Source organism: Amycolatopsis sp. WGS_07 (assembly GCF_045278895.1).
In the GTDB taxonomy this organism is placed as follows: domain Bacteria; phylum Actinomycetota; class Actinomycetes; order Mycobacteriales; family Pseudonocardiaceae; genus Amycolatopsis.
Map to the genome: position 1 here is coordinate 5,401,527 of NZ_CP136053.1, position 25,237 is coordinate 5,426,763.

At 69.6% G+C, this 25,237-nt stretch carries 26 protein-coding genes and 2 pseudogenes; 19 read left to right on the forward strand and 9 right to left on the reverse strand.

Going from position 1 to position 25,237, the window contains the following annotated elements:
- Window positions 1-10: 10 nt before the first annotated feature.
- A pseudogene (locus tag RPX00_RS25550) lies at window positions 11-1,173 on the reverse strand (acyl-CoA dehydrogenase family protein).
- Between the two features lie 103 nt (window positions 1,174-1,276).
- On the opposite strand from RPX00_RS25550, the gene RPX00_RS25555 reads away from it, so the two are divergent.
- From RPX00_RS25555 to RPX00_RS25615, 13 genes are all read left to right on the forward strand, one after another.
- Complete coding sequence (locus RPX00_RS25555) at window positions 1,277-1,462, forward strand: ferredoxin (protein ID WP_406629136.1); 186 nt, start codon at window positions 1,277-1,279, stop codon at window positions 1,460-1,462.
- A 124-nt stretch (window positions 1,463-1,586) separates the two neighbouring features.
- On the forward strand, window positions 1,587-2,468 hold the full coding sequence (locus tag RPX00_RS25560; protein WP_406629137.1) for a 3-oxoacyl-ACP reductase: 882 nt from the start codon (window positions 1,587-1,589) through the stop codon (window positions 2,466-2,468).
- A 13-nt stretch (window positions 2,469-2,481) separates the two neighbouring features.
- Window positions 2,482-3,246, forward strand: a complete 765-nt coding sequence (locus RPX00_RS25565) for a glucose 1-dehydrogenase (RefSeq protein ID WP_406629138.1) — start codon at window positions 2,482-2,484, stop codon at window positions 3,244-3,246.
- 117 nt (window positions 3,247-3,363) lie between these two features.
- A complete protein-coding gene (locus tag RPX00_RS25570) occupies window positions 3,364-4,155 on the forward strand; it encodes an ABC transporter permease (protein ID WP_037353718.1) in 792 nt (263 codons plus the stop codon).
- A 1-nt stretch (window position 4,156) separates the two neighbouring features.
- Entirely contained in the window at window positions 4,157-5,017 is an 861-nt protein-coding gene (locus tag RPX00_RS25575) for an ABC transporter permease (protein WP_009075203.1), read from the forward strand.
- A complete protein-coding gene (locus RPX00_RS25580) occupies window positions 5,014-6,369 on the forward strand; it encodes an MCE family protein (protein WP_406629139.1) in 1,356 nt (451 codons plus the stop codon). The genes RPX00_RS25575 and RPX00_RS25580 overlap by 4 nt, the downstream gene beginning before the upstream one ends.
- On the forward strand, window positions 6,366-7,403 hold the full coding sequence (locus RPX00_RS25585; RefSeq protein WP_406629140.1) for an MCE family protein: 1,038 nt from the start codon (window positions 6,366-6,368) through the stop codon (window positions 7,401-7,403). The genes RPX00_RS25580 and RPX00_RS25585 overlap by 4 nt, the downstream gene beginning before the upstream one ends.
- Window positions 7,400-8,431: an MlaD family protein gene (locus RPX00_RS25590; RefSeq protein WP_406629141.1), complete on the forward strand. Its 1,032-nt coding sequence runs from the start codon at window positions 7,400-7,402 to the stop codon at window positions 8,429-8,431. The genes RPX00_RS25585 and RPX00_RS25590 overlap by 4 nt, the downstream gene beginning before the upstream one ends.
- Window positions 8,428-9,624: an MCE family protein gene (locus RPX00_RS25595; protein WP_406629142.1), complete on the forward strand. Its 1,197-nt coding sequence runs from the start codon at window positions 8,428-8,430 to the stop codon at window positions 9,622-9,624. Before RPX00_RS25590 ends, RPX00_RS25595 begins: the two co-directional genes overlap by 4 nt.
- Window positions 9,621-10,808: an MCE family protein gene (locus tag RPX00_RS25600; protein ID WP_406629143.1), complete on the forward strand. Its 1,188-nt coding sequence runs from the start codon at window positions 9,621-9,623 to the stop codon at window positions 10,806-10,808. The genes RPX00_RS25595 and RPX00_RS25600 overlap by 4 nt, the downstream gene beginning before the upstream one ends.
- On the forward strand, window positions 10,808-12,049 hold the full coding sequence (locus RPX00_RS25605) for an MlaD family protein (RefSeq protein WP_406629144.1): 1,242 nt from the start codon (window positions 10,808-10,810) through the stop codon (window positions 12,047-12,049). The genes RPX00_RS25600 and RPX00_RS25605 overlap by 1 nt, the downstream gene beginning before the upstream one ends.
- The gene (locus RPX00_RS25610) at window positions 12,049-12,561 is read left to right on the forward strand and encodes a hypothetical protein (protein WP_406629145.1); all 513 of its coding nucleotides are present in this window, start codon (window positions 12,049-12,051) and stop codon (window positions 12,559-12,561) included. Before RPX00_RS25605 ends, RPX00_RS25610 begins: the two co-directional genes overlap by 1 nt.
- Complete coding sequence (locus RPX00_RS25615) at window positions 12,558-13,046, forward strand: hypothetical protein (protein WP_406629146.1); 489 nt, start codon at window positions 12,558-12,560, stop codon at window positions 13,044-13,046. The genes RPX00_RS25610 and RPX00_RS25615 overlap by 4 nt, the downstream gene beginning before the upstream one ends.
- Here RPX00_RS25615 and RPX00_RS25620 read toward each other — a convergent pair.
- The 3 genes from RPX00_RS25620 to RPX00_RS25630 all read right to left on the reverse strand — a co-directional run bounded on the left by RPX00_RS25620 (window position 13,024) and on the right by RPX00_RS25630 (window position 14,746).
- On the reverse strand, window positions 13,024-13,284 hold the full coding sequence (locus RPX00_RS25620; protein ID WP_406629147.1) for a hypothetical protein: 261 nt from the start codon (window positions 13,282-13,284) through the stop codon (window positions 13,024-13,026). The genes RPX00_RS25615 and RPX00_RS25620 overlap by 23 nt on opposite strands.
- 161 nt (window positions 13,285-13,445) lie before the next feature.
- Window positions 13,446-14,378, reverse strand: coding sequence for a methylenetetrahydrofolate reductase (locus RPX00_RS25625; RefSeq protein WP_406629148.1), 933 nt, complete (start codon window positions 14,376-14,378; stop codon window positions 13,446-13,448).
- A 17-nt stretch (window positions 14,379-14,395) separates the two neighbouring features.
- Complete coding sequence (locus RPX00_RS25630; RefSeq protein WP_406629149.1) at window positions 14,396-14,746, reverse strand: MerR family transcriptional regulator; 351 nt, start codon at window positions 14,744-14,746, stop codon at window positions 14,396-14,398.
- A 97-nt stretch (window positions 14,747-14,843) separates the two neighbouring features.
- On the opposite strand from RPX00_RS25630, the gene RPX00_RS25635 reads away from it, so the two are divergent.
- A complete protein-coding gene (locus RPX00_RS25635) occupies window positions 14,844-15,722 on the forward strand; it encodes an NmrA family NAD(P)-binding protein (RefSeq protein ID WP_406629150.1) in 879 nt (292 codons plus the stop codon).
- Between the two features lie 41 nt (window positions 15,723-15,763).
- Here RPX00_RS25635 and RPX00_RS25640 read toward each other — a convergent pair whose 3' ends face one another.
- Entirely contained in the window at window positions 15,764-16,909 is a 1,146-nt protein-coding gene (locus RPX00_RS25640; protein ID WP_406629151.1) for a GDSL-type esterase/lipase family protein, read from the reverse strand.
- A gap of 44 nt (window positions 16,910-16,953) precedes the next feature.
- Window positions 16,954-17,436 carry a hypothetical protein gene (locus tag RPX00_RS25645; protein WP_406629152.1) on the reverse strand — a complete coding sequence of 161 codons (483 nt, stop codon included), beginning with the start codon at window positions 17,434-17,436 and terminating at the stop codon, window positions 16,954-16,956.
- Window positions 17,437-17,507: 71 nt separating this feature from the next.
- Here RPX00_RS25645 and RPX00_RS25650 point away from each other — a divergent pair, with 71 nt between their 5' ends.
- The 4 genes from RPX00_RS25650 to RPX00_RS25665 all read left to right on the forward strand — a co-directional run bounded on the left by RPX00_RS25650 (window position 17,508) and on the right by RPX00_RS25665 (window position 22,829).
- A complete protein-coding gene (locus tag RPX00_RS25650) occupies window positions 17,508-18,746 on the forward strand; it encodes an aminotransferase class I/II-fold pyridoxal phosphate-dependent enzyme (RefSeq protein ID WP_406629153.1) in 1,239 nt (412 codons plus the stop codon).
- 70 nt (window positions 18,747-18,816) lie between these two features.
- Entirely contained in the window at window positions 18,817-19,911 is a 1,095-nt protein-coding gene (locus RPX00_RS25655; protein WP_406629154.1) for an FAD-dependent monooxygenase, read from the forward strand.
- Between the two features lie 27 nt (window positions 19,912-19,938).
- Window positions 19,939-20,409: a YbjQ family protein gene (locus RPX00_RS25660; protein WP_406629155.1), complete on the forward strand. Its 471-nt coding sequence runs from the start codon at window positions 19,939-19,941 to the stop codon at window positions 20,407-20,409.
- Window positions 20,410-20,513: 104 nt separating this feature from the next.
- Window positions 20,514-22,829, forward strand: coding sequence for a DUF6531 domain-containing protein (locus RPX00_RS25665; protein ID WP_406629156.1), 2,316 nt, complete (start codon window positions 20,514-20,516; stop codon window positions 22,827-22,829).
- 452 nt (window positions 22,830-23,281) lie between these two features.
- Here RPX00_RS25665 and RPX00_RS25670 read toward each other — a convergent pair whose 3' ends face one another.
- A complete protein-coding gene (locus RPX00_RS25670) occupies window positions 23,282-23,767 on the reverse strand; it encodes a hypothetical protein (RefSeq protein ID WP_406629157.1) in 486 nt (161 codons plus the stop codon).
- 249 nt (window positions 23,768-24,016) lie between these two features.
- Window positions 24,017-24,355 carry a hypothetical protein gene (locus RPX00_RS25675; protein ID WP_406629158.1) on the reverse strand — a complete coding sequence of 113 codons (339 nt, stop codon included), beginning with the start codon at window positions 24,353-24,355 and terminating at the stop codon, window positions 24,017-24,019.
- On the opposite strand from RPX00_RS25675, the pseudogene RPX00_RS25680 reads away from it, so the two are divergent.
- Window positions 24,311-24,427 (forward strand): annotated as a pseudogene (locus tag RPX00_RS25680) (RHS repeat-associated core domain-containing protein); the annotation flags it as partial. The gene RPX00_RS25675 and the pseudogene RPX00_RS25680 overlap by 45 nt on opposite strands.
- 491 nt (window positions 24,428-24,918) lie before the next feature.
- Here RPX00_RS25680 and RPX00_RS25685 read toward each other — a convergent pair.
- Window positions 24,919-25,122 (reverse strand): hypothetical protein, encoded by a 204-nt coding sequence (locus tag RPX00_RS25685; protein ID WP_406629159.1) that lies wholly within the window; start codon window positions 25,120-25,122, stop codon window positions 24,919-24,921.
- Window positions 25,123-25,237: the final 115 nt, after the last annotated feature.

Genomic DNA, 25,237 nt, shown 5'->3' on the forward strand with positions numbered 1-25,237 from the left:
GGAGAACTCCTTAGCGTGTCACGGGCTGGCCGAGGGCGGTGGCGGCGACGATGTCGCGCTGCACCTCGTTGGTGCCGCCGCCGAAAGTGAGGATCAACGCCGAACGGTGCAGCCGTTCCAGCCGTCCCGCGAGCACCGCGCCGGGGGAGCCGTCGCGCACCACGGCGGCCGCGCCGACCACCTCCATCAGCAGCCGGTACGCCTCGATCGCCATCTCGGTGCCGTACACCTTGGTCGCCGACGCCTCGGCCGGGCCGAGTTCGCTGGCCGCCGCGGCCCAGGCGATTTTCCAGTTCCGCAGCTTCAGGTACTCGGCATACGCGTGCACGCGCGCGAGGTGCGTCCGGACCCACTCGCGGTCGGTCAGCGACTCCGCGCGGGCCCATTCCACGACGTCGGCCAGCGCTTTCCGCACCGGCGCGGCGGAGGTGAGCGCGACGCGTTCGTGGTTGAGCTGGTTGGTGATCAGCGGCCAGCCCGCGTTCTCCTCGGCGACCCGCGACGTGACCGGCACCCGGATGTCGTCGTAGTAGGTCGCGCTGGTGCCGGGGCCGGCGACGGTGTGCACCTTGGTCCAGGAGAAACCCGGCGCGGACGTCGGCACGATCAGGATCGAGAGGCCCTTGTGCTTGCGCGCCTCGGGATCCGTGCGCGCGGCGAGCCACACGTAGTCGGCGTACTCGATCAGGCTCGTCCACATTTTCTGCCCGTTGACCACGTACTCGTCGCCGTCGCGGGTAGCCCGCGTGCGCAGCGACGCGAGGTCCGTGCCCGCGCCCGGCTCGGAGTAGCCGATCGCGAAATGCAGCTCGCCCGCGGCGATCTTCGGCAGGTAGAACGCCTTCTGATCCGGCGTGCCGAACCGCATGATCGTCGGGCCGATCGTGTTCACCGTCAGGAACGGCACCGGCACCCCGGCGACCGCCGCCTCGTCGGTGAAGATTAGCTGGTCGAGCATGCTCCGGTCCTGGCCGCCGTACTCGCGCGGCCAGCCGAGCGCGAGCCACCCGTCCTTGCCGAGCTGCCGCACGATTTCCTTGTACGCCAAGCCGTCGCCGTACTCGCCGCCCGGCGCGGCGAGGCTTTCCGCCGCGCGGGCGTCATCAGCTCGGCGAAGTACTCCCGCAGCTCAGCGGCCAGTGCCCGCTGCTGCGGCGTGTAGTCGATCCGCACCCGTCACCTCCACCCCGCCGGTCTCGTTGTGGTGTCGTACCGGGCCCCGGCGGTAAGCTAGAACCTGTTCTAGTTGTACCAGGAGCGGCGAGCGGGAGGAAGCATGGAGGTCAGTGTCGACCGGGAGCTGTGCGAGGCGAACGCGGTCTGCGTCGGGTTCGCGCCGGACGTCTTCGATCTCGACGACGACGAGAACCTGGTGATCGGACCGGTTCCGGAGGAAGAAGTAGAACGTGTTTCGCAAGCGGTGACGAACTGCCCGAAGAACGCCCTGTTCACGACCGGTTGATCGGGGCTTGCTCAATACGAGAACAGATTCTAGTCTGTGCTGCGTCAGGCAGGCTTCGACGAGGAGGCTCGCGGGTGGAACCGTCCAAGCGGAAAACGTACGACGACCAGGCTGGGGCGGTCCGATGACGCTCGAGGGCAAGGTCGCTGTCGTCACCGGGGCCGGAGCCGGGTTGGGCCGGGCCGAAGCGCTCGCGCTGGCCCGCGAAGGCGCGTCCGTCGTGGTCAACGACATCGGCGAGGCGGCCGACGTGGTGGCCGAGATCGAACAGCACGGCGGCAAAGCGCTCGCGGTGGCCGGCGACGTCTCGGCGGCCGAAACCGCGAAGGAGCTGCTGTCGGCCGCGGTCGACCACTTCGGCAGCCTCGACATCGTCGTGAACAACGCGGGCGTGCTCCGCGACCGGATGCTGTTCTCGATGTCCGACGAGGACTGGGACAAGGTCATCGCGGTGCACCTGCGCGGGCATTTCCTGCTGTCCCGCAACGCCGCCGCGTACTGGCGCGATCGCTCCAAAATGGAGGGACAGCCGGTGTACGGCCGGTTGGTGAACACCGCTTCGGAGGCGTTCCTGGTCGGTTCGCCGGGGCAGCCCAACTACTCGGCGGCGAAAGCGGGCATCGCGGCGCTCACCATGTCGGCGGCGCGCGGGCTGGCCAAATACGGCGTGCGCGCCAACACGATCTGCCCGCGCGCCCGCACCGCGATGACCGCGGATGTCTTCGGCGAAGCACCCAAGGACGGGCTCGATCCGTTGTCGGTCGAGCACGTTGCTCCGTTTGTCGCATTCCTCGCGTCACCGGACGCGGACGCTATCAACGGTCAGGTTTTCGTCGTCCACGGCGGCATGGTCGCGCTGCTGAAGCCGCCGTCGGTGGAGGAGCGGTTCGACACCGCGAACGGCGGTTGGACCACCGGCGAACTCGCCGCGACCGTCGGCGCGCACTTCGCCGATCGCGACCCGGAGCGGATGTTCGCCGCGACCGATCTGCTCTCGCTGCCCTGAAACCGGAGGACGCATGACTGAGCACCGGCTGGCAGGCAAGGTCGCTCTCATCACCGGCGCGGCCCGGGGACAGGGCGCGGCGGCCGCGCGCGCGTTCGTCGCGCAGGGCGCGAAGGTGGTGATCGCGGACGTCCTCGACGACGAAGGCAAGGCACTCGCCGCCGAACTCGGCGAAGCGGCGGTGTTCTGCCATCTCGACGTGAGCGACGAGGACGGCTGGACGGCCGCGGTCGACCGCACGGTGACCGAGTTCGGGCCGCCGACGGTGCTGGTCAACAACGCCGGGGTGCTGTACTTTTCGGAACTCGCGAAGACGCCGCTGGCCGAATACGAACGCGTCGTGCGGATCAACCAGATCGGGGCGTTTCTCGGCATGCGCTCGGTCGTTGAACCCATGGCCGGGGCCGGCGGCGGCTCCATCGTCAACGTGTCCTCTGTGGAGGGTCTGGCCGGGATGCCGTTCCTCGTCGCCTACACCGCGACCAAGTTCGCGATCCGCGGGATGACCAAGGTCGCCGCGCTGGAGCTGGGCGCGCGCGGGATCCGGGTCAACTCGGTCCACCCGGGCATGATCGACACGAAGATGGTGTCCGACGCCGCGGGCGCGGACGTGGACGTGTCCTGGGTGGGCAAGAAGGTCGCGCTCGGCCGGGTGGGGCGGGCGGACGAGATCGCGCCGCTGCTGGTGTTCCTCGGCAGCGACGAGAGTTCGTACTGCACCGGCGGCGAGTTCGTCGCCGACGGCGGGGCGACCGCCACCCATGCGCTGAAGCTGTGAACGGTGCTGCCGTGCCTGAGGTGACGACTGGGGGCTGAAGGGACGGGAGTGAACACCGCTAACCGAAATCGGCGGGCGGGGATGGGCAAGACTCGGGGGTGACTACTGGGAGGTGCGGTGGGCGGAAGCGGCTCGGTCACTCTCCCGGGCACCGCGGCGCTGACCCAGGTCGGCAGGCTCGCCACGCTGTCCTGGGAGGTCCTGCGGGCGATTTTCAAGCGTCCGTTCCAGTTCCGCGAGTGGATCCAGCAGTGCTGGTTCTTCGCGAGCGTGACCATTCTGCCGACCGCGCTGGTCGCGATCCCGTTCGGCGCGGTCATCGCGCTGCAGCTCGGATCGCTGACCACGCAGATCGGCGCGCAGTCCTTCACCGGCGCGGCCAGCGCGCTCGCCATCGTGCAGCAGGCGAGCCCGCTGATCACCGCGCTGCTGGTGGCCGGGGCGGGCGGAAGCGCGGTCTGCGCGGACATCGGCGCGCGGAAGATCCGCGAAGAGATCGACGCGATGGAAGTGCTCGGCGTCAACCCGGTCCAGCGCATCGTGGTGCCCCGCGTGCTCGCCGCGATCGTGGTGTCGGTGCTGCTCAACGGCCTGGTCAGCGTGGTCGGCGTGCTCGGCGGCTACTTCTTCAACGTGGTCCTGCAGGGCGGCACGCCCGGCGCGTACCTGGCCAGCTTCAACGCGCTCGCGCAGGTGCCGGACCTCTGGATCAGCGAGATCAAGGCGTTCCTGTACGGCTTCGTCGCGGGCGTGGTGGCCGCGTTCCGCGGGCTGAACCCGGCGGGCGGGCCGAAGGGCGTCGGCGACGCGGTGAACCAGGCGGTGGTGATCACCTTCCTGCTGCTGTTCCTGATCAACGTCGTGCTGACCGCCGTGTACCTCAAAGTCGTGCCCCCGAAGGCGTTGTGACATGACGGCCGAACCGATCGAGCAGACCCGCGCGTCCGACCGGACGCTGGAGATCATCGCGCGCCCCGGCGCGAGTCTCGAAGGACTCGGGAAGCAGCTGTCGTTCTACGGCCGGGCGCTCGCCTGGTCGCCGCGCACGATCCGCCGCTACGGCCGCGAAACCACGCGGCTGCTCACCGAGGTCTGCTTCGGCACCGGCGGGCTCGCGGTGATCGGCGGAACGCTCGGCGTGATGATCGGCATGACGCTGTTCACTGGTCTCATCGTGGGCCTGCAGGGGTATTCGGCGCTGAACCAGCTCGGCACCGCCGCGCTCACCGGGTTCATTTCGGCCTACTTCAACACCCGCGAGGTCGCGCCGCTGTCGGCCGGGCTCGCGCTGTCGGCCACCGTCGGCTGCGGGTTCACCGCGCAGCTCGGCGCGATGCGGATCTCCGAGGAGATCGACGCGCTCGAAGTGATGGCCGTGCCGAGCATGCCGTACCTGGTCACCACGCGGGTGCTCGCGGGCGTGACGGCGGTGATCCCGCTGTACGCGGTGGGCCTGCTGTCCTCGTACCTCGCTTCGCGGCAGATCACCATCTGGCTCTACGGCCAGTCCGCGGGCACGTACGACCATTACTTCACGCTGTTCCTCCCGCCGGAGGACGTGCTGTGGTCGTTCGCCAAGGTGATCGTGTTCAGCGTGCTGGTGATCCTTTCCCATTGCTATTACGGCTATACCGCGTCCGGCGGGCCGGCCGGGGTGGGCATCGCGGTGGGCCGCGCGGTGCGCACGTCGATCGTGCTGATCTCGGTGCTGGACTTCTTCCTGAGCCTCGCGATCTGGGGCGCGAACACGACAGTGCGGATATCCGGATGAGTACCCGTCGAGAGTTGCGCAAACGGCTCCAGTACCAGCTGCTGGGCCTGATTTTCCTGGTCGTGGCGGCGTTGTTCTTCACCACGACGATCGCCGCGTACCGCAAGGTGTTCACGCCGGTCACGCTCGTGAAGCTGGAGACCGACCACGTCGGCAGCCAGCTGCGCGTCGGCGGGGACGTGAAGGTGCGCGGCATGCTCGTCGGCGAGATCCGCGACGTGCGGCCGGTCGGCGACCACGCGGAGCTGGAGCTGGCGCTGCAGCCGGACAAGACCGACGTGATCCCGTCGAACGTTTCGGCGCGGCTGCTGCCGAAAACGCTGTTCGGCGAACGGTATGTCGCGCTCCAGCTGCCCGAGCAGGCGCAGCGGCCGATCAAGGCGGGTGACGTCATCCCGCAGGACCGCAGCAGCACCGCGATCGAGCTGGAACAGGTGCTCAACCACGTCATGCCGCTGCTGCAGGCGGTGCAGCCGGAGAAGCTCTCCAGCACGCTCAACGCCGTGTCCACCGCGCTGGACGGACGCGGCAAGAAGCTCGGCCAGACGCTCACCCAGCTCTCGGACTACCTCGGCAAGCTCAACCCGTCGCTGCCCGATCTGAAGGCCGACATCACCGGGCTGGCCAACGTTTCCGGCATCTACGACAAAGCCGCGCCGGACGCGCTGCAGGCACTGTCGGACCTCACCACGACCACGCAGACCATCGTGGAGAAACAGCGCGGCCTGACCGATCTGTACTCCTCGGTCACCGGAACCGCCACCGACCTGACGCGCTTCCTGGAAGTCAACAAGGACAACGTCATCCGCCTCACCACCGCCGTGCAGCCCACGCTCGACGTGCTCGCGAAGTACGCGCCGGAATACCCGTGCCTGTTCAAGCAGCTGGCCGGGACGGTGCCGAACGCCGAACTGGCGTTCGGCAAGGGCACCGCGCATCCGGAGGTCAGCCGCGTGACGATCGAGTTCTCGGCGAGCCGGGGCAAGTACCTGCCCGGCGTCGACGAGCCGAAGTACGACGACAAGCGCGGCCCGCGCTGCTATCCGCAGGTGCCGAAACCCGGGCACTGGCCGCAGTATCCGCCGGACGGCGCGGTGAAGGACGGGGCGACCAAACCCGCCCCGCCGCACCACCCGGACGGCACGCTGCCGAGCGACTTCACGAACGGCCCGCTGCCCGGCGGGTCCGGCTCGACCGGCGGCGCGCCCAGCATCGTCGGGTCGGCCGACGAGCAGAAGCTGCTCGACCTGCTGGCCTCGCCGACGCTGAACACCACGCCGGAGAACGTGCCGGGCTGGTCGTCGCTGCTGGTCGGGCCGCTGTACCGCGGGGCGGAGGTGGAGCTGAAGTGAGGTCGTTCGTTCCCGCGCTGATCAAGATCGGCATCTTCGCCGTGGTCACCGTGCTGCTCACCGGGATCCTCGCCACCACGATCGCGAACACGAACTTCGGCGGCACCGCGTCCTACGTCGCGAAGTTCACCGACGCGTCGGGCCTGCAGGCGGGCGACGACGTGCGGATCTCCGGCGTCAAGGTCGGCCAGGTCGAGACGATCGGCGTCGACCAGGGCGAGCAGAACTACGCCGAGGTGCGGTTCCTCGTCGAGTCCGCGTACAAGCTTCCCTCGCTCGCCACCGCGACCATCAAGTACCGCAACCTCGTCGGCCAGCGCTACCTCTCGCTCGGCACCGACGTCAGCGGCGGGGACATGCTGTCCCCCGGCGACACGATCCCGCCGGAGCGGACCAAACCGGCGCTGAACCTGACCGTGCTGTTCAACGGGTTCAAGCCGCTGTTCAAGGCGCTGGACCCGAAGGAGGTCAACCAGCTCTCGGCCGAGATCGTGCAGGTGTTCCAGGGCGAGGGCGGCACGATCACCAGCCTGCTGTCGCACACCGCGTCGATCACGTCGTCGATCGCGGGCAAGGACAAGGTGATCGGGCAGGTCATCGACAATCTCAACCAGGTGCTCGGCACGGTCAACGCGCGCGGCCCGCAGCTGGGCGACCTGGTCGACCAGACGCAGCGGCTGGTGAGCGGGCTGGCGCAGCAGCGCAAGCCGATCGGCGACGCGGTGGGCGCGCTCGGCGACCTCACCAACGCGACGGCGGGCCTGCTCGCCGACGCGCGGCCCGCCGTGCAGCAGGACGTGACCCAGCTCGGGAAGCTGGCGAACAACCTCAACGATTCGCAGCCGCTCATCGAGCATCTCCTGCAGGTGCTGCCGGGGAACCTGGAGAAGTTCACCCGGACCCTGAGCTACGGCAGCTGGTTCAACTACTACCTGTGCGGGATCGAAGGCACCATCGGCATTTCCTCGCTGGACGTGACGCTGCCGATCGTGCCGATCCCCGGCACCGAGCGCGCGCCGAGGTGTGGCCCGTGAAACGACTCAAGGATCGCAACCAGGCCGGCGTCGGCGCGGTGACGCTCGTGCTCATCGTGCTGGTGACCGCCGTGACGTACTTTTCCGACAGCATCCCGATGTTCGGCAGCGGCACCACCTACACCGCGGCGTTCGCCGAGTCCGCCGGGCTCGCGCCGGACAACGAGGTGCAGGTGGCCGGCGTCAAGGTCGGGCAGGTGACCTCGGTGGAGCTGGGGCACAAGCAGGTGCTCGTCAAGTTCCGGGTGAAGGGCGTGCGGGTCGGCGACGCGTCCACGGCGTCGATCGAGATCAAGACGCTGCTGGGGGAGAAGTACCTCGCGCTGGACACGAAGGGCGGCGGCACGCAGACGCCCGGCGACACGATCCCGGTGCAGCGCACGCGGACGCCGTTCCAGCTGCAGGACGCGTTCAACCAGCTGTCCACGACCGTCGGCGACATCGACACCAAGCAGCTCGCGCAGAGCTTCACCGCGCTGTCGGATTCGCTCAAGGACAGTCCGCAGTACTTGAAGGACACGCTGTCCGGGCTGTCGGCGTTGTCGAAGACGGTGTCCTCGCGCGACGCGGATCTGCACGCGCTCCTGGCCAACACGAGCAAGATCTCGAAGACGCTGTCCGATCGGAATGCCCAGCTGCAGCAGGTGATCAGCGACGGCAATCTGCTGCTGACCGAACTGCAGCAGCGCCGTCAGCAGATTAGCACGCTGCTCAAGGGCACCCAGGAGATCTCGAAGCAGCTGTCCGGGCTGGTCGCGGACAACCGCACGCAGATCGGGCCGACGCTCGCCGCGCTCGGGAAGGTGACCGACGTGCTGCAGCGCAACCAGGGCAACCTCGACCGGAGCCTGCAGCTGATGGCCCCGTTCGCCCGCGTCGGCGCGAACGCGACCGGCAACGGGCGCTGGTTCGAGGGGTACCTGTGCGGGTTGTTGCCGCCGACGATCACGGCGGGCGGGATCTCGATCAACCCGGAGGGCTGCACGCCGCCGATCTCCGCACCTGATCAGGGGGTGGGTGGACGATGACTGTCGAAACGCGCGCTGGGCGAAGCCTCGTTACCTGGCTGGGGTTCGCTTGTGTCGCAGCGCTTTTGCTTACCGCGGGCATCTACTTCGCGCTGCGCGACACCGGCGGGACGAAGATCTCCGCGTACTTCGGTAAGACCGTCGGCCTGTACGCCGGTTCGTCCGTGCGCGTGCTGGGCGTGGCGGTCGGCGAGGTCACCGCGGTGACGCCGGAGGGCCAAGCGGTGCGGGTGGACATGAAGGTCAACGACGACGTGCCGATCCCGAAGGACGTCGGCGCGGTCGTCGTCTCGCCGAGCCTGGTGAGCGACCGGTACGTGCAGCTGACCCCGTCGTACGACAGCGGCCCGACGATCGCGAGCGGAACCGTGCTGGCGCGGGACAAGACCGCGACGCCGGTCGAACTGGACGACCTCTACGCGAGCCTCGACAAGCTGTCCACCGCGCTCGGGCCCAACGGGGCCAACAAAAACGGCGCGTTCTCCGATCTGCTGGACACCGCCGCGGCCAACCTCAAGGGCAACGGCAAGGACCTGAACTCGACCGTCACCAGGCTTTCCGAACTGGCGGGGACGCTCGACGATTCCAAGGACGACCTGTTCTCCACGGTGAAGAACCTGAACTCCTTCACCTCCGCACTGTCCCAAAGCGACAGTCAGCTGAACGAGTTCTACCAGCGGCTCGCGGACGTCAGCGGGTTCCTCGCCGACGATTCGCACGACGTCGGGGCCGCGCTCGAATCGCTGTCCACGTCGCTGCAGGACGTGAAGCAGTTCGTGGCGGACAACAAGAACGGACTTTCGTCCAATGTGGCCAAACTGGCGTCGCTGACCAAGGTGCTGGTGGACCAGCGGGCCTCGCTCGCCGAGGTGCTCGACATCGCGCCGGTGGGGGCGACGAACTTCATCAACACCTACGACGCGGCGTCCGGCACGATCGCGGTGCGCGACAACCTGAACGAGATCACCAACCCGCCGATCCTCACCGTGTGCAGGCTGATCAGCGCGGGCACGCCGAAGCCGCTGCCGGACACGCTCGGCACCATCTGCAAGAAGCTCGCGCCGGTGCTCGACGGCACGCTCAAGCTGCCGTCCATCCCGCAGGCGCTGAACTCCTTGCAGAACGGCCAATTGCCGCCGTTGCCGCTGCCGCTGTCGGACGTGCTGACCGAGAAACCCGGGGGTGGCAAGTGAAACGCCTCCGCAAACGGCTGGCGGGCGTGCTCGCCGGAGTGCTCGTGCTCGCCGGGTGCAGCGACGGCGGGTTCAACGGGCTGTACTCGACACCGTTGCCCGGCGGCCCGGACGTCGGCGACCATCCGTACCACGTCACCGCGCTGTTCACCGACGTGCTCGACCTGGTGCCGCAGGCGAACGTGAAGGTCAACGACGTCGCGGTCGGCCGGATCGACCGGATCGCGCTCACGCCGGACACCCGGTCCGCGCTCGTGTCGATGACGGTGAACGGCGACGTCCAGCTGCCCGCGAACGCGCGCGCCGAACTGCGCCAGTCCAGCCTGCTCGGCGAGAAGTTCGTGCAGCTGAGCGCGCCGACCGCGGAGAAACCGGCGGGCAAGCTCGCGGACGGGGCGCAGATCCCGCTCGGCCGCACGAACCGCAATCCGGAGATCGAAGAGGTGCTGGGCGCGTTGTCGTTGCTGCTCAACGGCGGCGGCGTGGACCAGCTGCAGAACATCAGCCACGAACTCAACGACGCGCTGTCCGGCAACGAACCGCAGATGCGCGCGCTGCTGTCCCGGGTGGACGAACTGGCCACCCAGCTGGACGGGCACAAGGGCGAGATCCTGCGCGCGATCGACGGGCTGGACAAGCTGTCCGCCACGCTCGTCGGGCAGAAGCAGAATCTCGCCACCGCGCTGGACAAGCTCGGGCCGGGGCTGAAGATCGTCGCCGACCAGCGCGACCAGCTGGTGGGGATGCTGAACGCGCTGAACAAGCTGTCCGGGGTCGCGGTGGACACCGTGAACCGCAGCAAGGATCAGCTCGTCTTGAACCTCAAGGCGCTGGAGCCGACGCTGCGCCAGCTCAGCGCGGCGGGCAAGGACCTGCCGAACGCGCTGCGGATCCTGCTCACCTACCCGTTCCCGGACTACGCGGGCAACGTGATCAAGGGCGACTACGCGAACGTCGACGCGCGGATCAACCTCGATCTCGACAAGCTGGTGCAGAACTTCACGAACTCGTCGCAGCCGCCGTTCCAGCTGCCGACGCCGTCGACGAACACTCCGCCCGCTGCCGGGCAGGGGACGCCGCAGCTGCCGTTGCCGCTGCCGAACACCCCGGCGACCGGCGGGGCGAAACCGGGGTACGGCGGCGTGCTGGGCGGCTTGCTCGGCGGTCTGGTGGGAGGCAGCTGATGACCACGCGCAAAACCCGGATCCAGCTGCTGGTGTTCTTCGCGATCGCCATCGTCTCGGTGGCGTACGCGGGCGGGCATTACGCCGGTCTCGACCGGATTTTCGGCAACCGCGGCTACCACGTGACGCTCAAGCTGCCCGACTCCGGCGGGGTCTTCGTGAACTCCGAAGTCGCCTACCGCGGCGTCACCGTGGGGCGGGTCGGGGCCATGACGCTGACCCCGCACGGCATCGACGTCCGGCTCGACATCGACTCCGGCGGCCCGGACATCCCGTCCGCGCTGCACGCGCAGGTGGCGAACCGGTCGGCGGTGGGGGAGCAGTTCGTGGACCTGCTGCCGGACCGCGAATCAGGGCCGTACCTGGAAGACGGCTCGGTGATCGCGCAGGACCGCACCTCGCTGCCCGCGACGCCGGATTCCGTGCTGACCCATCTCGACGGCCTGGTCGCGAGCGTGCACCCGGAGTCGTTGAAGACCGTGGTGGACGAGACGTACGACGCGTTCGCCGGCTCTGGGCCGCAGCTGCAGAAACTGCTGGACAGCACCAGTTCGCTCACCGCGACGGCCACGCAGTACGTGCCGGACACGAAAGGCTTGCTGGCGAATTCGCGCACGGTTTTCGCCACGCAGGAGCGGCAGGCGCAGAACATCACGGACTTCGCGTCCGGGCTCAAGACGATCGCCGGACAGCTGAAGTCGTCGGATCCCGCGGTGCGCAAGGTGATCGACGAGGCCCCGCAGCTGAGCCGGCAGATCAGCGACGTGCTCGCGACCTCCGGCACCGACCTCGGCGTGCTCTTCGCGAACTCGCTCACCACCGCGCAAGTCACCTCGATGCGCAAGGACGCCATCGAAGAACTGCTGGTGGCGTACCCGGTGATCTCGGCGTTCTCGCCGACGACGTCGCCGGACGGCACCGGGCACCTCGGCGTGGTGTTCAACTTCTTCGACCCGCATTCGTGCACGAAGGGCTACGAGGGCACGAAACAGCGTCCGGCGAACGACACGAGCGAAGCGCCGGTCAACATGAACGCTTACTGCGCCGAGCCGCCGGGCAGCCCGACTGAGGTGCGGGGCGCGCAGAACGCGCCGTACGCGGGGAAGCCGCCCGCGATTCCCGCCGCGCCCAAGGCTTCCGCGCCTTCGGACCAGGGCTCGCAGCAGCAGTTGCCGGGTCTGCTGGGCCAGCTGACCGCGCCGCTGAAGGGCGGGCTCGGCGCGTTGCTGGGCGGTTCGTGATGGACGCTCCGGCGCGGTCCTTCTTGACCACCCGCGTGCTCGGCGGGCTGGCTGTCGTCGCCGTGCTGGCCGCGGCGTGGTTCGGCTGGTCGTGGTGGAGCGCGGCACACGACGACGGCCTGGCGCGCGGCCGTGCGCGGGACGCCGTGCTGGCCGCCGCGAGCACGGGCCTGGTCACGCTCAACACGATCGACTACCGCACGAGCGCGGTCGACGTGGACCGCTGGATCTCCGTGACGACCGGGCAGTACGGCAAAGACCTCTCCGGCGACCGGCAGATGCAGATCGACCGGGCGAAGCGCACCAAAACCGTGTCGACGGCTTCGCTGGTGCAGGCCGCCGTCACCGAGCTGAACCCGTCGGCGGGCACGGCGAGGCTGATCGCGGTGCTGAACGTCCGCGTGAGCACCGGCGGCGGCACGCCTTCCGCGAAACAGGCGCGGCTGGCCGTGGACTTCGCGCGCGACGGAGACGACTGGAAGATCGGCGCGGTCCAGGCGGTGGGCTCGTGAACCGGCGGACGATCGCCGCCGCCGTGGCCGCGGTCGCGCTGGCGTGCGCGGTGTGGTTCGGGGTGCAGGCGTCGCTGCTGCAGCCGGAGGACGACGAGGCGATGGTCGACCCGGCCGCGACCTCGCAGGTGACCGACCAGGTGGGCGCCGCGGTCAAGGCGATCTTCTCCTACGACTACGCGAACCTCGACCGCACTTCCCGCGCCGCGGCCGATGTCCTGACCGGCTCGGCGATCGGCCAGTACCAAGGCCAGTTCGCCGCCGCCCGCCAGCGCGCGACGAACGAAAAGCTCGTCCGCACGACGACTGTGCGCGCGATCGGGGTTCGGTCGTTGCACGGCGATGACGCGAGTTTGCTGCTTTTTCTTGACCAGCAAACGATTCTGCCGGGTGGTGGTGCGCCTCAGTCGTCGGTGGGGCAGTTATCGGTCACCGCGCATCGGGTGGATGGGCAGTGGAAGATCACGGCGTTGGATCCGCTGTAGCCGTCCGGTCGAGCAGCGCGCTCACTTCGCGGGCGAGGGCGACTGACGCTTCGATCTCGACCTTGCGGATCGACACGCTCTCGACGAGGAATCCGAACGGCATGCCGAGCTTGCGGCAAAAACCAGCCAGCTCACGCGCGTTCGCCAGGCACTGTTCGTACGACTCGGCCAGCGTGTCGTCCGCGTGGCGCAGGGAGTTCTCCAGCCAGCGCGCGACGAACGAAAAGCTCGTCCGCACGACGACTGTGCGCGCGATCGGTGTCCGGTCGTTGCACGGCGATGACGCGAGTTTGCTGCTTTTTCTTGATCAGCAGACGATTCTGCCGGGTGGCGGTGCGCCTCAGTCGTCGGTGGGGCAGTTGTCGGTGACTGCGCATCGGACAGATGGGCAGTGGAAGATCACTGCGCTGGACCCGCTGTAGCCGTCCGGCCGAGCAGCGCGCTCACCTCGCGCGCCAGCGACACCGACGCTTCGATCTCGACCTTGCGGATCGACACGCTCTCCACGAGAAAACCGAACGGCATGCCAAGCTTGCGGCAAAAACCAGCCAGCTCACGTGCGTTCGCCAGGCACTGCTCGTACGATTCGGCCAGCGTGTCGTCCGCGTGGCGCAGGGAGTTCTCCAGCCAGCGCGGGACGTGCACGCCAAGCCACTTCAGGAACGCCAGCGTTTTCGCCGAACCGCACACCGAGAGCGTGAACAGGACCGGCTTGGGTTCGAGCTGCTGCTCGCGGCAGGTGTAGAAGTAGTCGGAGACCATGCTCTTGGCCGCGTCGGCGCTGTAGATCACCTGCGAGATGAAGTACGCGCAGCCCGCTTGCTGTTTGGCGATCAGCCGCAGGTGCTCGTCGGGCCGTTCGGTGATCGCGACGCCGCCGAGCAGCAGGTCCGGCCGGACCTCCCGGCGCAACGCTTGTGCCTGTGACAGCCGGGTATGCACTTCTTTGTTCTTCGAGGACGCGCCGACGAAGACGGACAGCACCCGGTCGGTGTCGGCCGTGCGCAGCCAATCCCGCAACTCGGCCTCGGGGTACTTGCCGACGCAGCGGTAGATGACTGCCGGGCGGTCCCATTCGCTGAGATAGTCCGCGTGGTAGCCGGCCGGGTCGAGGGTCGGCAGGTACGGGAACGGACGCTCCTCCGGATTGCGGTCGCTCTCGTCGTCGATGTCGTAGAGGGCGAGGCCGTCGACGTCGAGGTCGCTGAGCCGCGCGAGCGTGGCGGCGGTGATCTCCCGGATCCGCTCGGGGGAGGTGCTCAGCCGCGGCGGGGTGATGCCGAACAGGAGGATGCCGCTGCCGGCGTCGGCCAGCTTCGCCCGGAGAGTCATGAAACGGAAGTTAGCAGTCAGGTCGCGGCCCGGCGCTGGATCACCGTGTCCAGCGCGGCGCGGGACGACTGGAGCCGGGCCAGCGCCGCGTCGATCCGGTCGCGTTCGCCGCGCAGCCGTTCGAGCACTCCGTCGCAGGCCGGGGTCAGCGGTTCGTCGCGGACGCACGAGCCGATCTCGGCGATCGTCGCGGTCGGCAAGCCCGCGGCGAGCAGCTCCCGGATGCGCCGGACCGCCGTGACGTCCGCCTCGGCGTAGTCGCGGTAGCCGTTCGGCGTGCGGGCGGGGTGCAGCAGGCCCTGTTTTTCGTAGTACCGCAGCAGCTGCTCGTTGACGCCGGTCCGCCGGGACAGCTCTCCGATGCGCATGTGACTCCGGTTCCGAGGACTTGACCTTGTAACGGGTTACAAGGATTAGCGTCGCGATCGCCGAAGTCAAGCGGCAGTGATCCAGGAGGAGTGAAAAGTGACGAAGGTGCTGGTCGCGGGGGCCACGGGAATGCTGGGCAGCGAGATCGCGGCGAGCCTGCTGCGCCGCGGCGCGCAGGTGCGCGCGCTCGTCCGGCCGGAGTCCGCCGGGGCCGAAGCGGCGCGGACGCTGGAGGAACGGGGCGCGGAAATCGTCCAGGGCACGCTCGAACGACCCGACCGCGCGCTGGACGGCGTGGACGTGGTCGTTTCGGCGGTGCAAGGCGGTCCGGAGGTCGTCGTGGACGGGCAGCTCGCCCTGCTGCGGGCGGCGGAGAAGGCTGGCGTGTCCCGGCTGATCCCGTCGGACTTCGCGGTGGACCTGTTCCGGCTCGACGACGGGGACAACGTCTTCCTCGACGACCGGCGCAAGGCGCACGAAGCCTTCGCGGGCGCCGGGATTCAGGTGACGTCGGTCCTCAACGGAGCGTTTCACGAGGTGATGACCGCGCCGTTCCTCGAAATCGTGGATTGGGACAACGGAACGTTCAGCTATTGGGGCGACGGCGACGAGCCGTGCGATTTCACCACCGTCGCGGACACCGCGGCCTACACCGCCGCGGTAGCGCTGGACGAGGACGCTTCCGGGCCGGTCCGGGTGGCTGGCGATGTGTTGTCCATGAAGGACTTCCACGCCGCGCTGGAGCGCGGTTCCGGCCGTAGCCTCACTCTTCGGCACCTGGGCGGCACAGAGGAGCTGGCGGCGGAGATCGAGCGCCGCAAGTCTGTCGCGGCTGGGCCGACGGATTATGTTGCGCTGCAGTATGTCTGGGCGATGGTCACCGGGAAGGCGAAGCTGGAACCGCTCGACAACGGCCGTTACCCGGACATCCGCCCGACCGGGATGGCCGAGTTCGCCCGCCGGTTCGCGCGCTGAACGAGCGTGGCCTCAGGCTGCCCAGCCTGAGGCCACGAGCTTCACTCCGCGAACGGACCGCCCGGCCCGAAGACCTGCTTCGCGAACCGTTCTCCCACGAACCGGTGCGTCGCAGCGTCCGGGTGGAGCGCGTCCGGCAGCGGATGCGCGGCGAAATCCGCTTCCCCGTAAAGGGAAAGCCCGTCCACGTAATGCAGCGCCGGATCCGCCCGGTCGTGGACGATCCGCGCCAGCTGCTCCCGGATCACCTTGAGCGTCAGCTTGCCCTGCGCGACGGAGGCCGGATCGCCGGTCGCGCGGAACTGAAGCTGCCCGGTGCTGAAGTCCGGCGCGCCCGGTCCAGGGGTGTCCTCGTGGATCGGGCACAGCAGCGCCGAAACCACCACCAGCGGGACGTCCGGATGTCCCTCCCGGATCGTGTCCAGGAATCCGTGCACGGCGGGCCCGAAAGCGCGCAGCCGCATCAGATCCGCGTTCACCACGTTGATTCCCAGCTTCACGCTCACCAGATCGGCGGGCGTGTCCCGCATCGCCCGCGCGGTGAACGGGTCCAGCAGCGCGCTTCCGCTGAAGCCCAGGTTGATCAGGTCGACCCCGGCGGCCGCGGCGGCGAGCGCGGGCCACGTCTGGGACGGGCCGGTCGCTCCGGTGCCGTGGCTGATCGAGCTGCCGTGGTGCAGCCAGACGCGCCGCGCGGGCGGCAGCGGGGTGACCGGGGCGGTGGTGCGCAGCTCCAGCAGCCGGGTGGTTTCGTTGTACGGCAACCAGATCTCGACGTCCTTGGGTCCCTCGGGCAGGTCGGAGAACCGGACCGTGCCGGACGGGCCGGAGCGGGTTTCGCTGCCCCCGGTCGTCATGTCGATGATCAGTTCGTCCCCGCCGGACACCGTCGCGGAACCCGCCGGGCGGCCGTTCACGACGAGGTCGTAGGAGCCGTCCGGCAGCGGCGGCACGCCGACGTAGCCGACCTTCGTGCGGTGGGTGTCCAGCTCGATGGCGGTGGACTCGGTGCGGAACACCAGCCGCACGCCCGACGGCTGGCTCTCCGCCATCGCGACCCGTTCGTCGGTGTTCTGCGCCCGCGCGCGAGCGGTCAGCCGGTGCGGCAGCAAGCCTTGCGACGTGCGCTCCAGCTCAAGTGCACCGCGCACGAACTCTTCGCCGATCTCGGTGGTGATCCACTGCATGCGGCCGAGTCTGCCGTCTGGCGCCGCCGATCGCCAACGGGATATCAGCCGTCCCACACCTGCGCGCCCTGGCGCAGCACGGCGACCGGAGCGGCCTCGGCGGCCGGCCACAGGTCCAGCACGTACCGGAAATGCTCGCCGAACTCGTGGTCGTGCCATTCCGCGTCCGGCGGCCCGCTCTCCACATAGGACACTCGGACCCGGTACCGGCCGGGCGGGACCGCGATCCGGTGAACCTGCCGGTCGTAATCGGCGGGACCGGCCAGCGTCGCCTCGCCGCCGGGGACGTCGAGATCGGCTTCCACGACGTGGGACGCGTCCGGCCGCACCGAGGGTGCCGCGGTGCCGACCGAAACGTCGACCTCGACCCAATCGGACCGCGCGGTCGCCACGGAGAGCGACGAGGGCTCTACCGCGACGCGGTGTGCGGACACCGCCTCGTCGGTCCATCCGCCGTCGCCGGGACGCCAGGCGTCCTTGTCCCGCAAGGAGAACTGCCGTTGCTCGGCATGCACCAGGTACCGCACGCGCCCCACGCTAGCCCACCGGAGCCGGGGGTCACCCGAACTGGCTTGCGCGAGCGGTTTAGCGTGGTGGTATGACCACAGCTCCTGTCGACGTCGACACTGCCCGTCGCGACTACGCTGCGCTGGTCGAGCGCGGCCTGTCCCTGGACATCACCCGCGGCAAGCCGTCGCCCCGGCAGCTCGACCTCTCCGCGGATCTCCTGACTCTGCCGAACGGCCAGTACAAGGCCGAGGACGGCACCGATACCCGCAACTACGGCGGGCTCAAGGGACTGCCGGAGCTGCGCCGCATCTTCGCCGGCGCGCTGCAGGTGCCGGTCGAGCAGCTGTTCGCCGCGGGCAACTCCAGCCTGGAGCTGATGCACGACACGATCGCGCAGGCGATGCTCAGCACGGTGCCGGGCGCGGCGCGCCGCTGGGCCGACGAGCCCCGGATCGCGATGCTGGCCCCGGTGCCCGGCTACGACCGCCACTTCGCGCTCGCCGCGCGGTTCGGCATCGAGCTGATCCCGGTGCCGATGACCGAAACCGGCCCGGACATGGACGTCGTCGAGCGCCTCGTCGCCGAGGACGCCGCGGTCAAGGGCATCTGGTGCGTGCCGAAGTACTCCAACCCGACCGGCGTCACCTTCAGCGCCGAGGTCGCCGGACGGCTCGCCGCGATGCCGACGGCCGCGCCGGACTTCCGGATCATCTGGGACAACGCCTACGCGGTGCACCACCTCACCGACGACGAGCCGGAGCTGGCCGACATCCTCGCGCTCTGCGCCGAGGCCGGGAACCCGGACCGCGCGTTCGTGTTCGGCTCCACCTCGAAGATCACCTTCGCCGGCGCCGGCGTCGGGTTCTTCGGCGCGTCGGAGGCCAACCTCGCGTGGTGGCAGGGCGTGCTCAGCAAGCGCACCATCGGCCCGGACAAGGTCAACCAGCTGCGCCACGCGCTGTTCCTCAAGGACGCCGACGGCGTCCGCGCGCTCATGCGCAAGCACGCGGAGCTGATCGCGCCCAAGTTCGCCGCCGTCGAGCGCATCCTCACCGAGGAGCTGGGCGACCTGGCGACCTGGACGAAGCCGACCGGCGGCTACTTCATCTCGCTGACCGTCCCCGAGGGCACCGCGAAGGAGGTCGTGCGGCTGGCCAAGGAGGCGGGCGTCGCGTTGACTCCGGCCGGCGCCACTCACCCGCACGGCGAGGACCCGGCCGACGCGGTCATCCGCATCGCGCCGACCTTCCCCGAGCTGGCCGAGGTGGAGGAGGCCGTCCGCGCCCTCGCCGTCTGCGTGCGGCTCGCGGTCGCACAGCGCGCCTGATCGCTGGGTCCGTGCCGCCGCCACCCGCTACGGTGGCGGCGGCACGGTCGTTTCCAGGGGCGGGGGCACGATGCGGGTTCTGATCGCGGGCGGCGGAGTCGCCGGCACGGTCGCGGCGATGGCACTGCGGCTCGCCGGGCACGAGCCGGTGGTGTTCGAGGCGCATCCCAGCGGGGGAGCGGACGCGGGCGCGTTCCTCACGGTCATGCACAACGGCATGGACGCGCTGCGCGCCATTGATGCCGAAGCCCCGGTGATCGAGGCGTCCTTCGCCGCGCTGGGCGTCGAAGTGATCGCCCCGGACGGCACGACCGTCGGCACCCGGACGTTCGACCGCGAACTCGACGGCCCGCGCACCCTCACCCGCGCCGCGCTTTACCGTGCGCTGCAACAGGAAGCGGAACGCCGCGGCATCACGATCGTCCACGGCAAGCGCCTGGTCTCCGCCACCGGCGGCGTCACCGCGACCTTCCAGGACGGCACCACCGAATCCGGTGATCTGCTCGTCGGCGCGGACGGCCTCCATTCAGTGGTCCGCACGCTGATCGACCCGAACGCCGAGCCGCCCCGCTACACCGGCTTGACCATCGTCTACGGCTACACCCGCGCCGAAGGCCTGCCCGCCGCGCCCGGCGTCTACCGGATGTGCCGCGGCAGCCGCGCCGCGTTCGGCTACACCACCGCCCCGGACGGCGCGACGTTCTGGTTCGCCCGCATCCCCGACGCGGAACGTTCGCGCGCGGAGATCGCCGCCGTCACCCCGGAAGGCTGGCGCGAGTTCGCCCACGCCGCCTTCGCCGACGACCCGCTGCCGTGCGCCGCGATCGTGGCCGCGACTGGCGACGACGTGCACGGCGGCCACTCCTACGACCTGCCGGCCACCCGCGTGTGGTCCACGTCGTCGATGGTGCTGGCCGGGGACGCTGCCCACGCGGCGTCGCCAGCGGCGGGACAGGGCGCGTCGATGGCGCTGGAGGACGCGGTGGTGCTCGGCCAATGCCTGCGCGACCTGCCGGACGCATCCGCGGCGTTCGCGGCCTACGAACGGCTGCGCCGCGCCCGCGTCGAGAAACTCGTGGCAGTCAGCGCGGGCGCCGACGTCGGGGCGGCCCAAGGCTGGGCATACCGGCATCATCTGGACTGGAGTGCGCGAATCACAGCGTGAGCCGCTCGCCGACGATACGATCCGCGCATGACTCAAGCCGCGCCACCGCAACAGCCGCAGCAGTTCCCCATCCTGCTGTCCACGATGAACGACCTGCCCGGGTACCGCGTGGTCCGCGTGTTCGGCGAGGTCTTCGGGCTCACCGTCCGCAGCCGCAACATGTTCTCCAACATCGGGTCCGGCTTCAAGGCGATGGGAGGCGGCGAGCTGAAGGGGCTCACGAAGCTGCTGTCCGACTCGCGCCACGAAGCCCTCTTCCGGCTCTGCCAGGAAGCCATGCAGCACGGGGCCAACGCGGTGCTCGCGCTGCGCTTCGACTGCAACGAGATCGCCGGTACGGCCAGTGAAATCGCCGCCTACGGCACCGCGGTGTACGTGGTCCCGGACGGCGCTCAGCAGCAGCCCCAGCAGCAGGCTCCGCAACAGCAGCAGGCCCCGCAGCAGCAGTACGCGCAGGCGCCGCAGCAGCAGTACCAGGCTCAGCCGCCGCAGGCCTGACGCACGCGGCAGGCTTGCCCGTGCGTCCGGCTGTGGCGTGGACGCACGGGCAACGAGCGCCCGACGCGGGGTGACGGCCGCGGCCGCGCCGTAGCGTGAACCGGGTGAGCAATCCGTTGATCGCGGAGACGAAGGACTCGACCAAAGCCTATTCGGGCATCACCCTGCTCGAATCGGGCGAAATGGTGAAGTCCGGCATCGAGTCCGGCGACTGGGCGTCGATCGCGATGGGGTCGGTCGGGGTCGCGCTGGACGTGCTGTCGACCGTGATGGACCCGTTCGGGTCGATCCTGGCGGCGGGCGTCGGCTGGCTGATCGAGCACGTCGGGCCGCTGAAGCAGGCGCTGGAGGCGCTGACCGGCAACGCCGACGAGATCAAGGCGCAGTCCGAGACCTGGACCAACGTCGCGAAAGAGCTGGAGAGCATCGGCAAGGACCTGACGTCCTGCGTCGAGAAAGACCTCCAGAACTGGACCGGCGAAGCGGCCGACGCCTACCGCGAGCGGACCAAGGACGTCGCGAACCTGCTGGGCGCGGCGCAGAAGGGCACCGAGGGCGCGGCGTCCGGGGTGAAGACCGCGGGCGAGGTCGTCGCCGCCGTCCGGATGCTGGTCCGCGACATCATCGCGCAGCTCGTCGGGCACCTGATCAGCTGGGCGCTGCAGGTGCTGTTCACCGCCGGGATCGGCATGGCCTGGGTGCTGCCGCAGGTGACCGCCGCGGTCGCCAAGACCGCCGCGGAGCTGGCCCGGATCACCAAGCAGCTGGTCGCCGCGCTCAAGGCACTGATGCCGCTGCTGAAGAAGGCGGGCGTCCTGTTCGAGGACGCCGCGAAGGCGCTGAAGGGCATCAAGGGCGGCAAGGTCAAGCCGTCGGACGCGCCGAAGAACATCGAGACCAAGCCGAAGCCGGAGCCGAAACCCAAGCCGGAGAACGAAAAAGGCGGCGACTCGACCACCGCCTCCGGCGACCACTCGCCGCCTCCGCCGAAGGACGAGACGAAGCCGCAGGGCGACCATTCCTCGCCGCCGAAGGACGAAACCAAGCCGCAGGGCGACCACGCTCAGCCGCCCCGGGAGGACGGGCCTTCCGGCGGCGGGGAACGGTCCGGAGACCCCAAGCCAGGCACCGGGGACGCCCAGTCGCCCAAGGACACCCGCAACGGCACCGACGAGTGCCGGTTCGAAGGCGACCCGGTCGACGTCGTGCGCGGCACCGTCGTGGTCGACGCGGTCGATCTCGAACTGCCGAGCCCGCTGGTGCTCGAACGGCTGCACGTCTCGTCGTACCGGTCCGGCCGCTGGTTCGGCCCGAACTGGGCGTCGACGGTGGACCAGCGGCTCGAAGCGGATTCCGGAGCCGTCCGGTTCTTCGGGGCGGACGGCCGGATCCTGGTGTACCCGCGGGCCGCCGCCGGAGAACCGGTGCTGCCGCTGGAAGGCCCGCGCCGCCCGCTCACCGCGACCGGCGACGGCGGATACCTGCTCGCCGACCCGGTCGGCGGCACGGAAGTGCGCTTCGGCCCCGGCCGCGGCGGCGTTTTCCCGCTTCTGAGCGCGACCGACGCCGCGGGCGACCGGATGGACGTCGAGTACGACGACCGCGGTGCGCCCCGGCTGATCCGCCACTCCGCGGGCTACCGCGTGGCACTCGACGCCGAAGCGGGCCGCGTCACCGCGATCCGCGTGCTCGGCGACGGCCAGGAACCGGTGCTGGTCCGCCGTTTCGGCTACGACGACCTCGGCAGGCTGACCCGCGTCTTCAACTCCTCCGGCCTGGCGACGCACTACGACTACGACTCCGACGGCCGGATCACCGGCTGGCAGGACCGCAACGGCGTCTGGTTCCGCTACCTCTACGACGCCGACGGCCGCTGCGTGCGCACGGTCGGCGACCGAGGCGTCTACGACGGCGCGTTCGACTACGACCGAGAGCAGCGGATCACCCGCTACACCAACGCACTCGGCCACGTCACGGAGTTCCACTTCAACGAAACCTCGCAGCCGACGCGGGAAATCAGCCCGCTCGGCGCGATCACAGTGTCCACATGGGACCGTTACGACCGGCTGCTGTCGCGCACCGATCCGCTCGGGCGCACCACCGGCTTCGAGTACACCGCCGAGGGCCAGCTCACCGCGGTCGTCCGCCCGGACGGCAGCCGCGCACGGGTCAGTTCCGCGCCGGACGGCACGCTGACCGTCACCGTCGAGGCCGCCGAACGCACCTGGCGCCGGGTCTATCCGCCGGGCACCGCGCCGGACCTGTTCACTGCGCAAGGCGGGGTCGCGGCGGCCGAATTCGCCCAGGACCGCCAGCTGACCGGGGAGAACCGGCGCGCTCCGAGCCCGATCCGGTGGAGCGCGACCAGTTCGGCCGTCCGCGCGTGGTCGCCGACGGCACTCGCTTCGGCTGGACGGTAGACGGGAGCCAGGCCGTCCGGATCGGCCCGTCCGGACGGCGCGAGGAATGGCGTTACGACGCCGAGGGAAACCTCGTGGAGCGCTCGGACGCCCGCTTCGAATACGGCCCCTTCGACCTGCCGATCGCGAAGACCGACGCTACCGGCGCCCGCACCTCGTACGAGTACGACACCGAGCTGCAGCTCGTCCGGATCACCGACCCGGCCGGCCTGACCTGGAGCTACACCTACGACGCCGACGGCCGCCTGATCGCCGAAACCGACTTCGACGGCCGGGAGCGGCAGTTCGGCTACGACGCGGCCGGCCAGCTCGTGCGGTCGGTCGACGGGCTGGGCGCGGTCACCGAGTACAGCTACGACGCGCTCGGCAACGTGATCGAGCGCCGCACGGAAAGCGGGACCGTCCGCTACGAATACGACCCCGTCGGCTTTCTCGCGCGCGCCATCGAGGGTTCATGCGTGCTGGAGGTCGAACGGGACGAGGACGGCCGCGTAATCCGGGAATCGGTCGACGGCCGCGCGGTCGAGTACGTCCACGAGCCTTCTGGAATGCGCCGCACCACTCCGTCCGGCTCGGTCAGCGAATGGACCTTCGACGACGCCGGGAACGCCGTCGCGCTGTCGGCCGCCGGGCACGAGGTGCGCTTCCGCCACGACGAAGCGGGCCGCGAGGTCGAACGCGTGCTGGGCGGAAACACTGTGCTGGCACAGGCTTTCGACGCGGAAAGCCAGCTCGTCGAGCAGACTTTGGCCGCCGGCGGCCAGATCCGGCAGCAACGCCAGTACCACTACCGCCCCGACGGCCACCTGTCCGGAGTGGACGACTCGCTGTCCGGCCCCACGCGGTACCAGCTCGACGCCGCCGGCCGGGTCACCGCAGTAGCCCGGCGGGAGGGCCAGGAGACCTACCAGTACGACCCGTCCGGCAACATCCGGCACGCGCGGCTGCCGTTCGCCGAACCGGACTCCGGCCCGCGCGGCTACACCGGAAACCGGCTCACCTCAGCCGGCGCGGTGCGCTACGTCCACGACGCACAGGGACGGCTCGTCGCCCGCCACGAGAACTCCCGCACCTGGACCTACCGCTGGGACGCACAAGACCGGCTGCTCGCCGTGGAAACCCCGGACGGCGTCCACTGGCGCTACCGCTACGACCCGCTGGGCCGGCGCATCGCCAAACAACGCTGGCTACCCGGCGCGGAGACACCGGCCGAGGAGACGCTGTTCTCCTGGAGCGGCCAGCTGCTCGTCGAACAGGAACACCGGCTCGCCGGTTCCGCCCCGCTCACGCTGACCTGGGACCACCTGCCCGGCACCGTGCGCCCGGTCGCGCAGACCGAACTGCTGGGCAAGAGCGCGCGGTTCTTCTCGTTCGTCACCGACCCCATCGGCACCCCGGTGGACCTGGTGGACGCCTACGGCACCGTGTCCTGGCATGCGTCGGCGTCGCTGTGGGGCCGCGCCCGCCCCGGCGGCACCCCGCTGCGGTTCCCCGGCCAGTACGCCGACGACGAAACCGGCTTGCATTACAACGTTTTCCGGTACTACGACCCGGGAACCGGCCGCTACCTGAGCCAGGACCCGCTCGGCCTCGCCCCGGCCCCGAACCCGGCCGCGTACGTGCCCAACCCGCTCGCCGACGCCGACCCGCTCGGTCTGGGCAACTGCTTGGGCCGGCAGAAGTCCGGCCCGAACGACGAGGCGCGCCCGAACGAAACCCCCGGTGGCGGGAACAACGCCGGGCACGTGCAGGAAAACAATCCCCCGCACCAGCCGCCCCGGGAGGAAACCCCGCCTCGCGAGCCGACTCCGCCGCCTCGCACCTTCGAGGAGAACGTCGCCGATTACCGGAACCGGCTCGAGATCGAGAGCGACCCCCGTTTCCTCCGGATCCCGGACGACCCGAACGTCACCATGGGAACCTATCTGCGCGATCTTCCGCCGGAATACCGTGCGGGGCTGGACGAGAACCGGATGATCGGCGAATTCTTCGGGGACACGCCCGACATCCTCCGCGGCCCCAACGGGCGGTTCACCGACGCCGGGGAAACTCCCGCCAGCATGATGATGGAGCACATGGGCGGCGGTTCCTACCGGCGCGACGGCAACATCATCGCGCTGGGGGAGAACGTGCCCGAACGGACGATTTTCCACGAGATGGGGCACATCCGGCAGAACGAAAACGGCTTCCACGCCGGGAACACGAACGGCACAGTGCTCGAGTACCACAACGTGCTGCACAACGAGAACCGGTTCGGCGGCCCGCCGCGGACGGAATACAACCTCCAGAACATCACCCGGAACGCGCACTCCTACGACGAAATGGTGGAGCACATCCGCAATCTTCCCCCGACAGGCAGGGGGCATCCCCGTCGGCGCTGCGCGAGATCAACGACTTCCTGGACCACG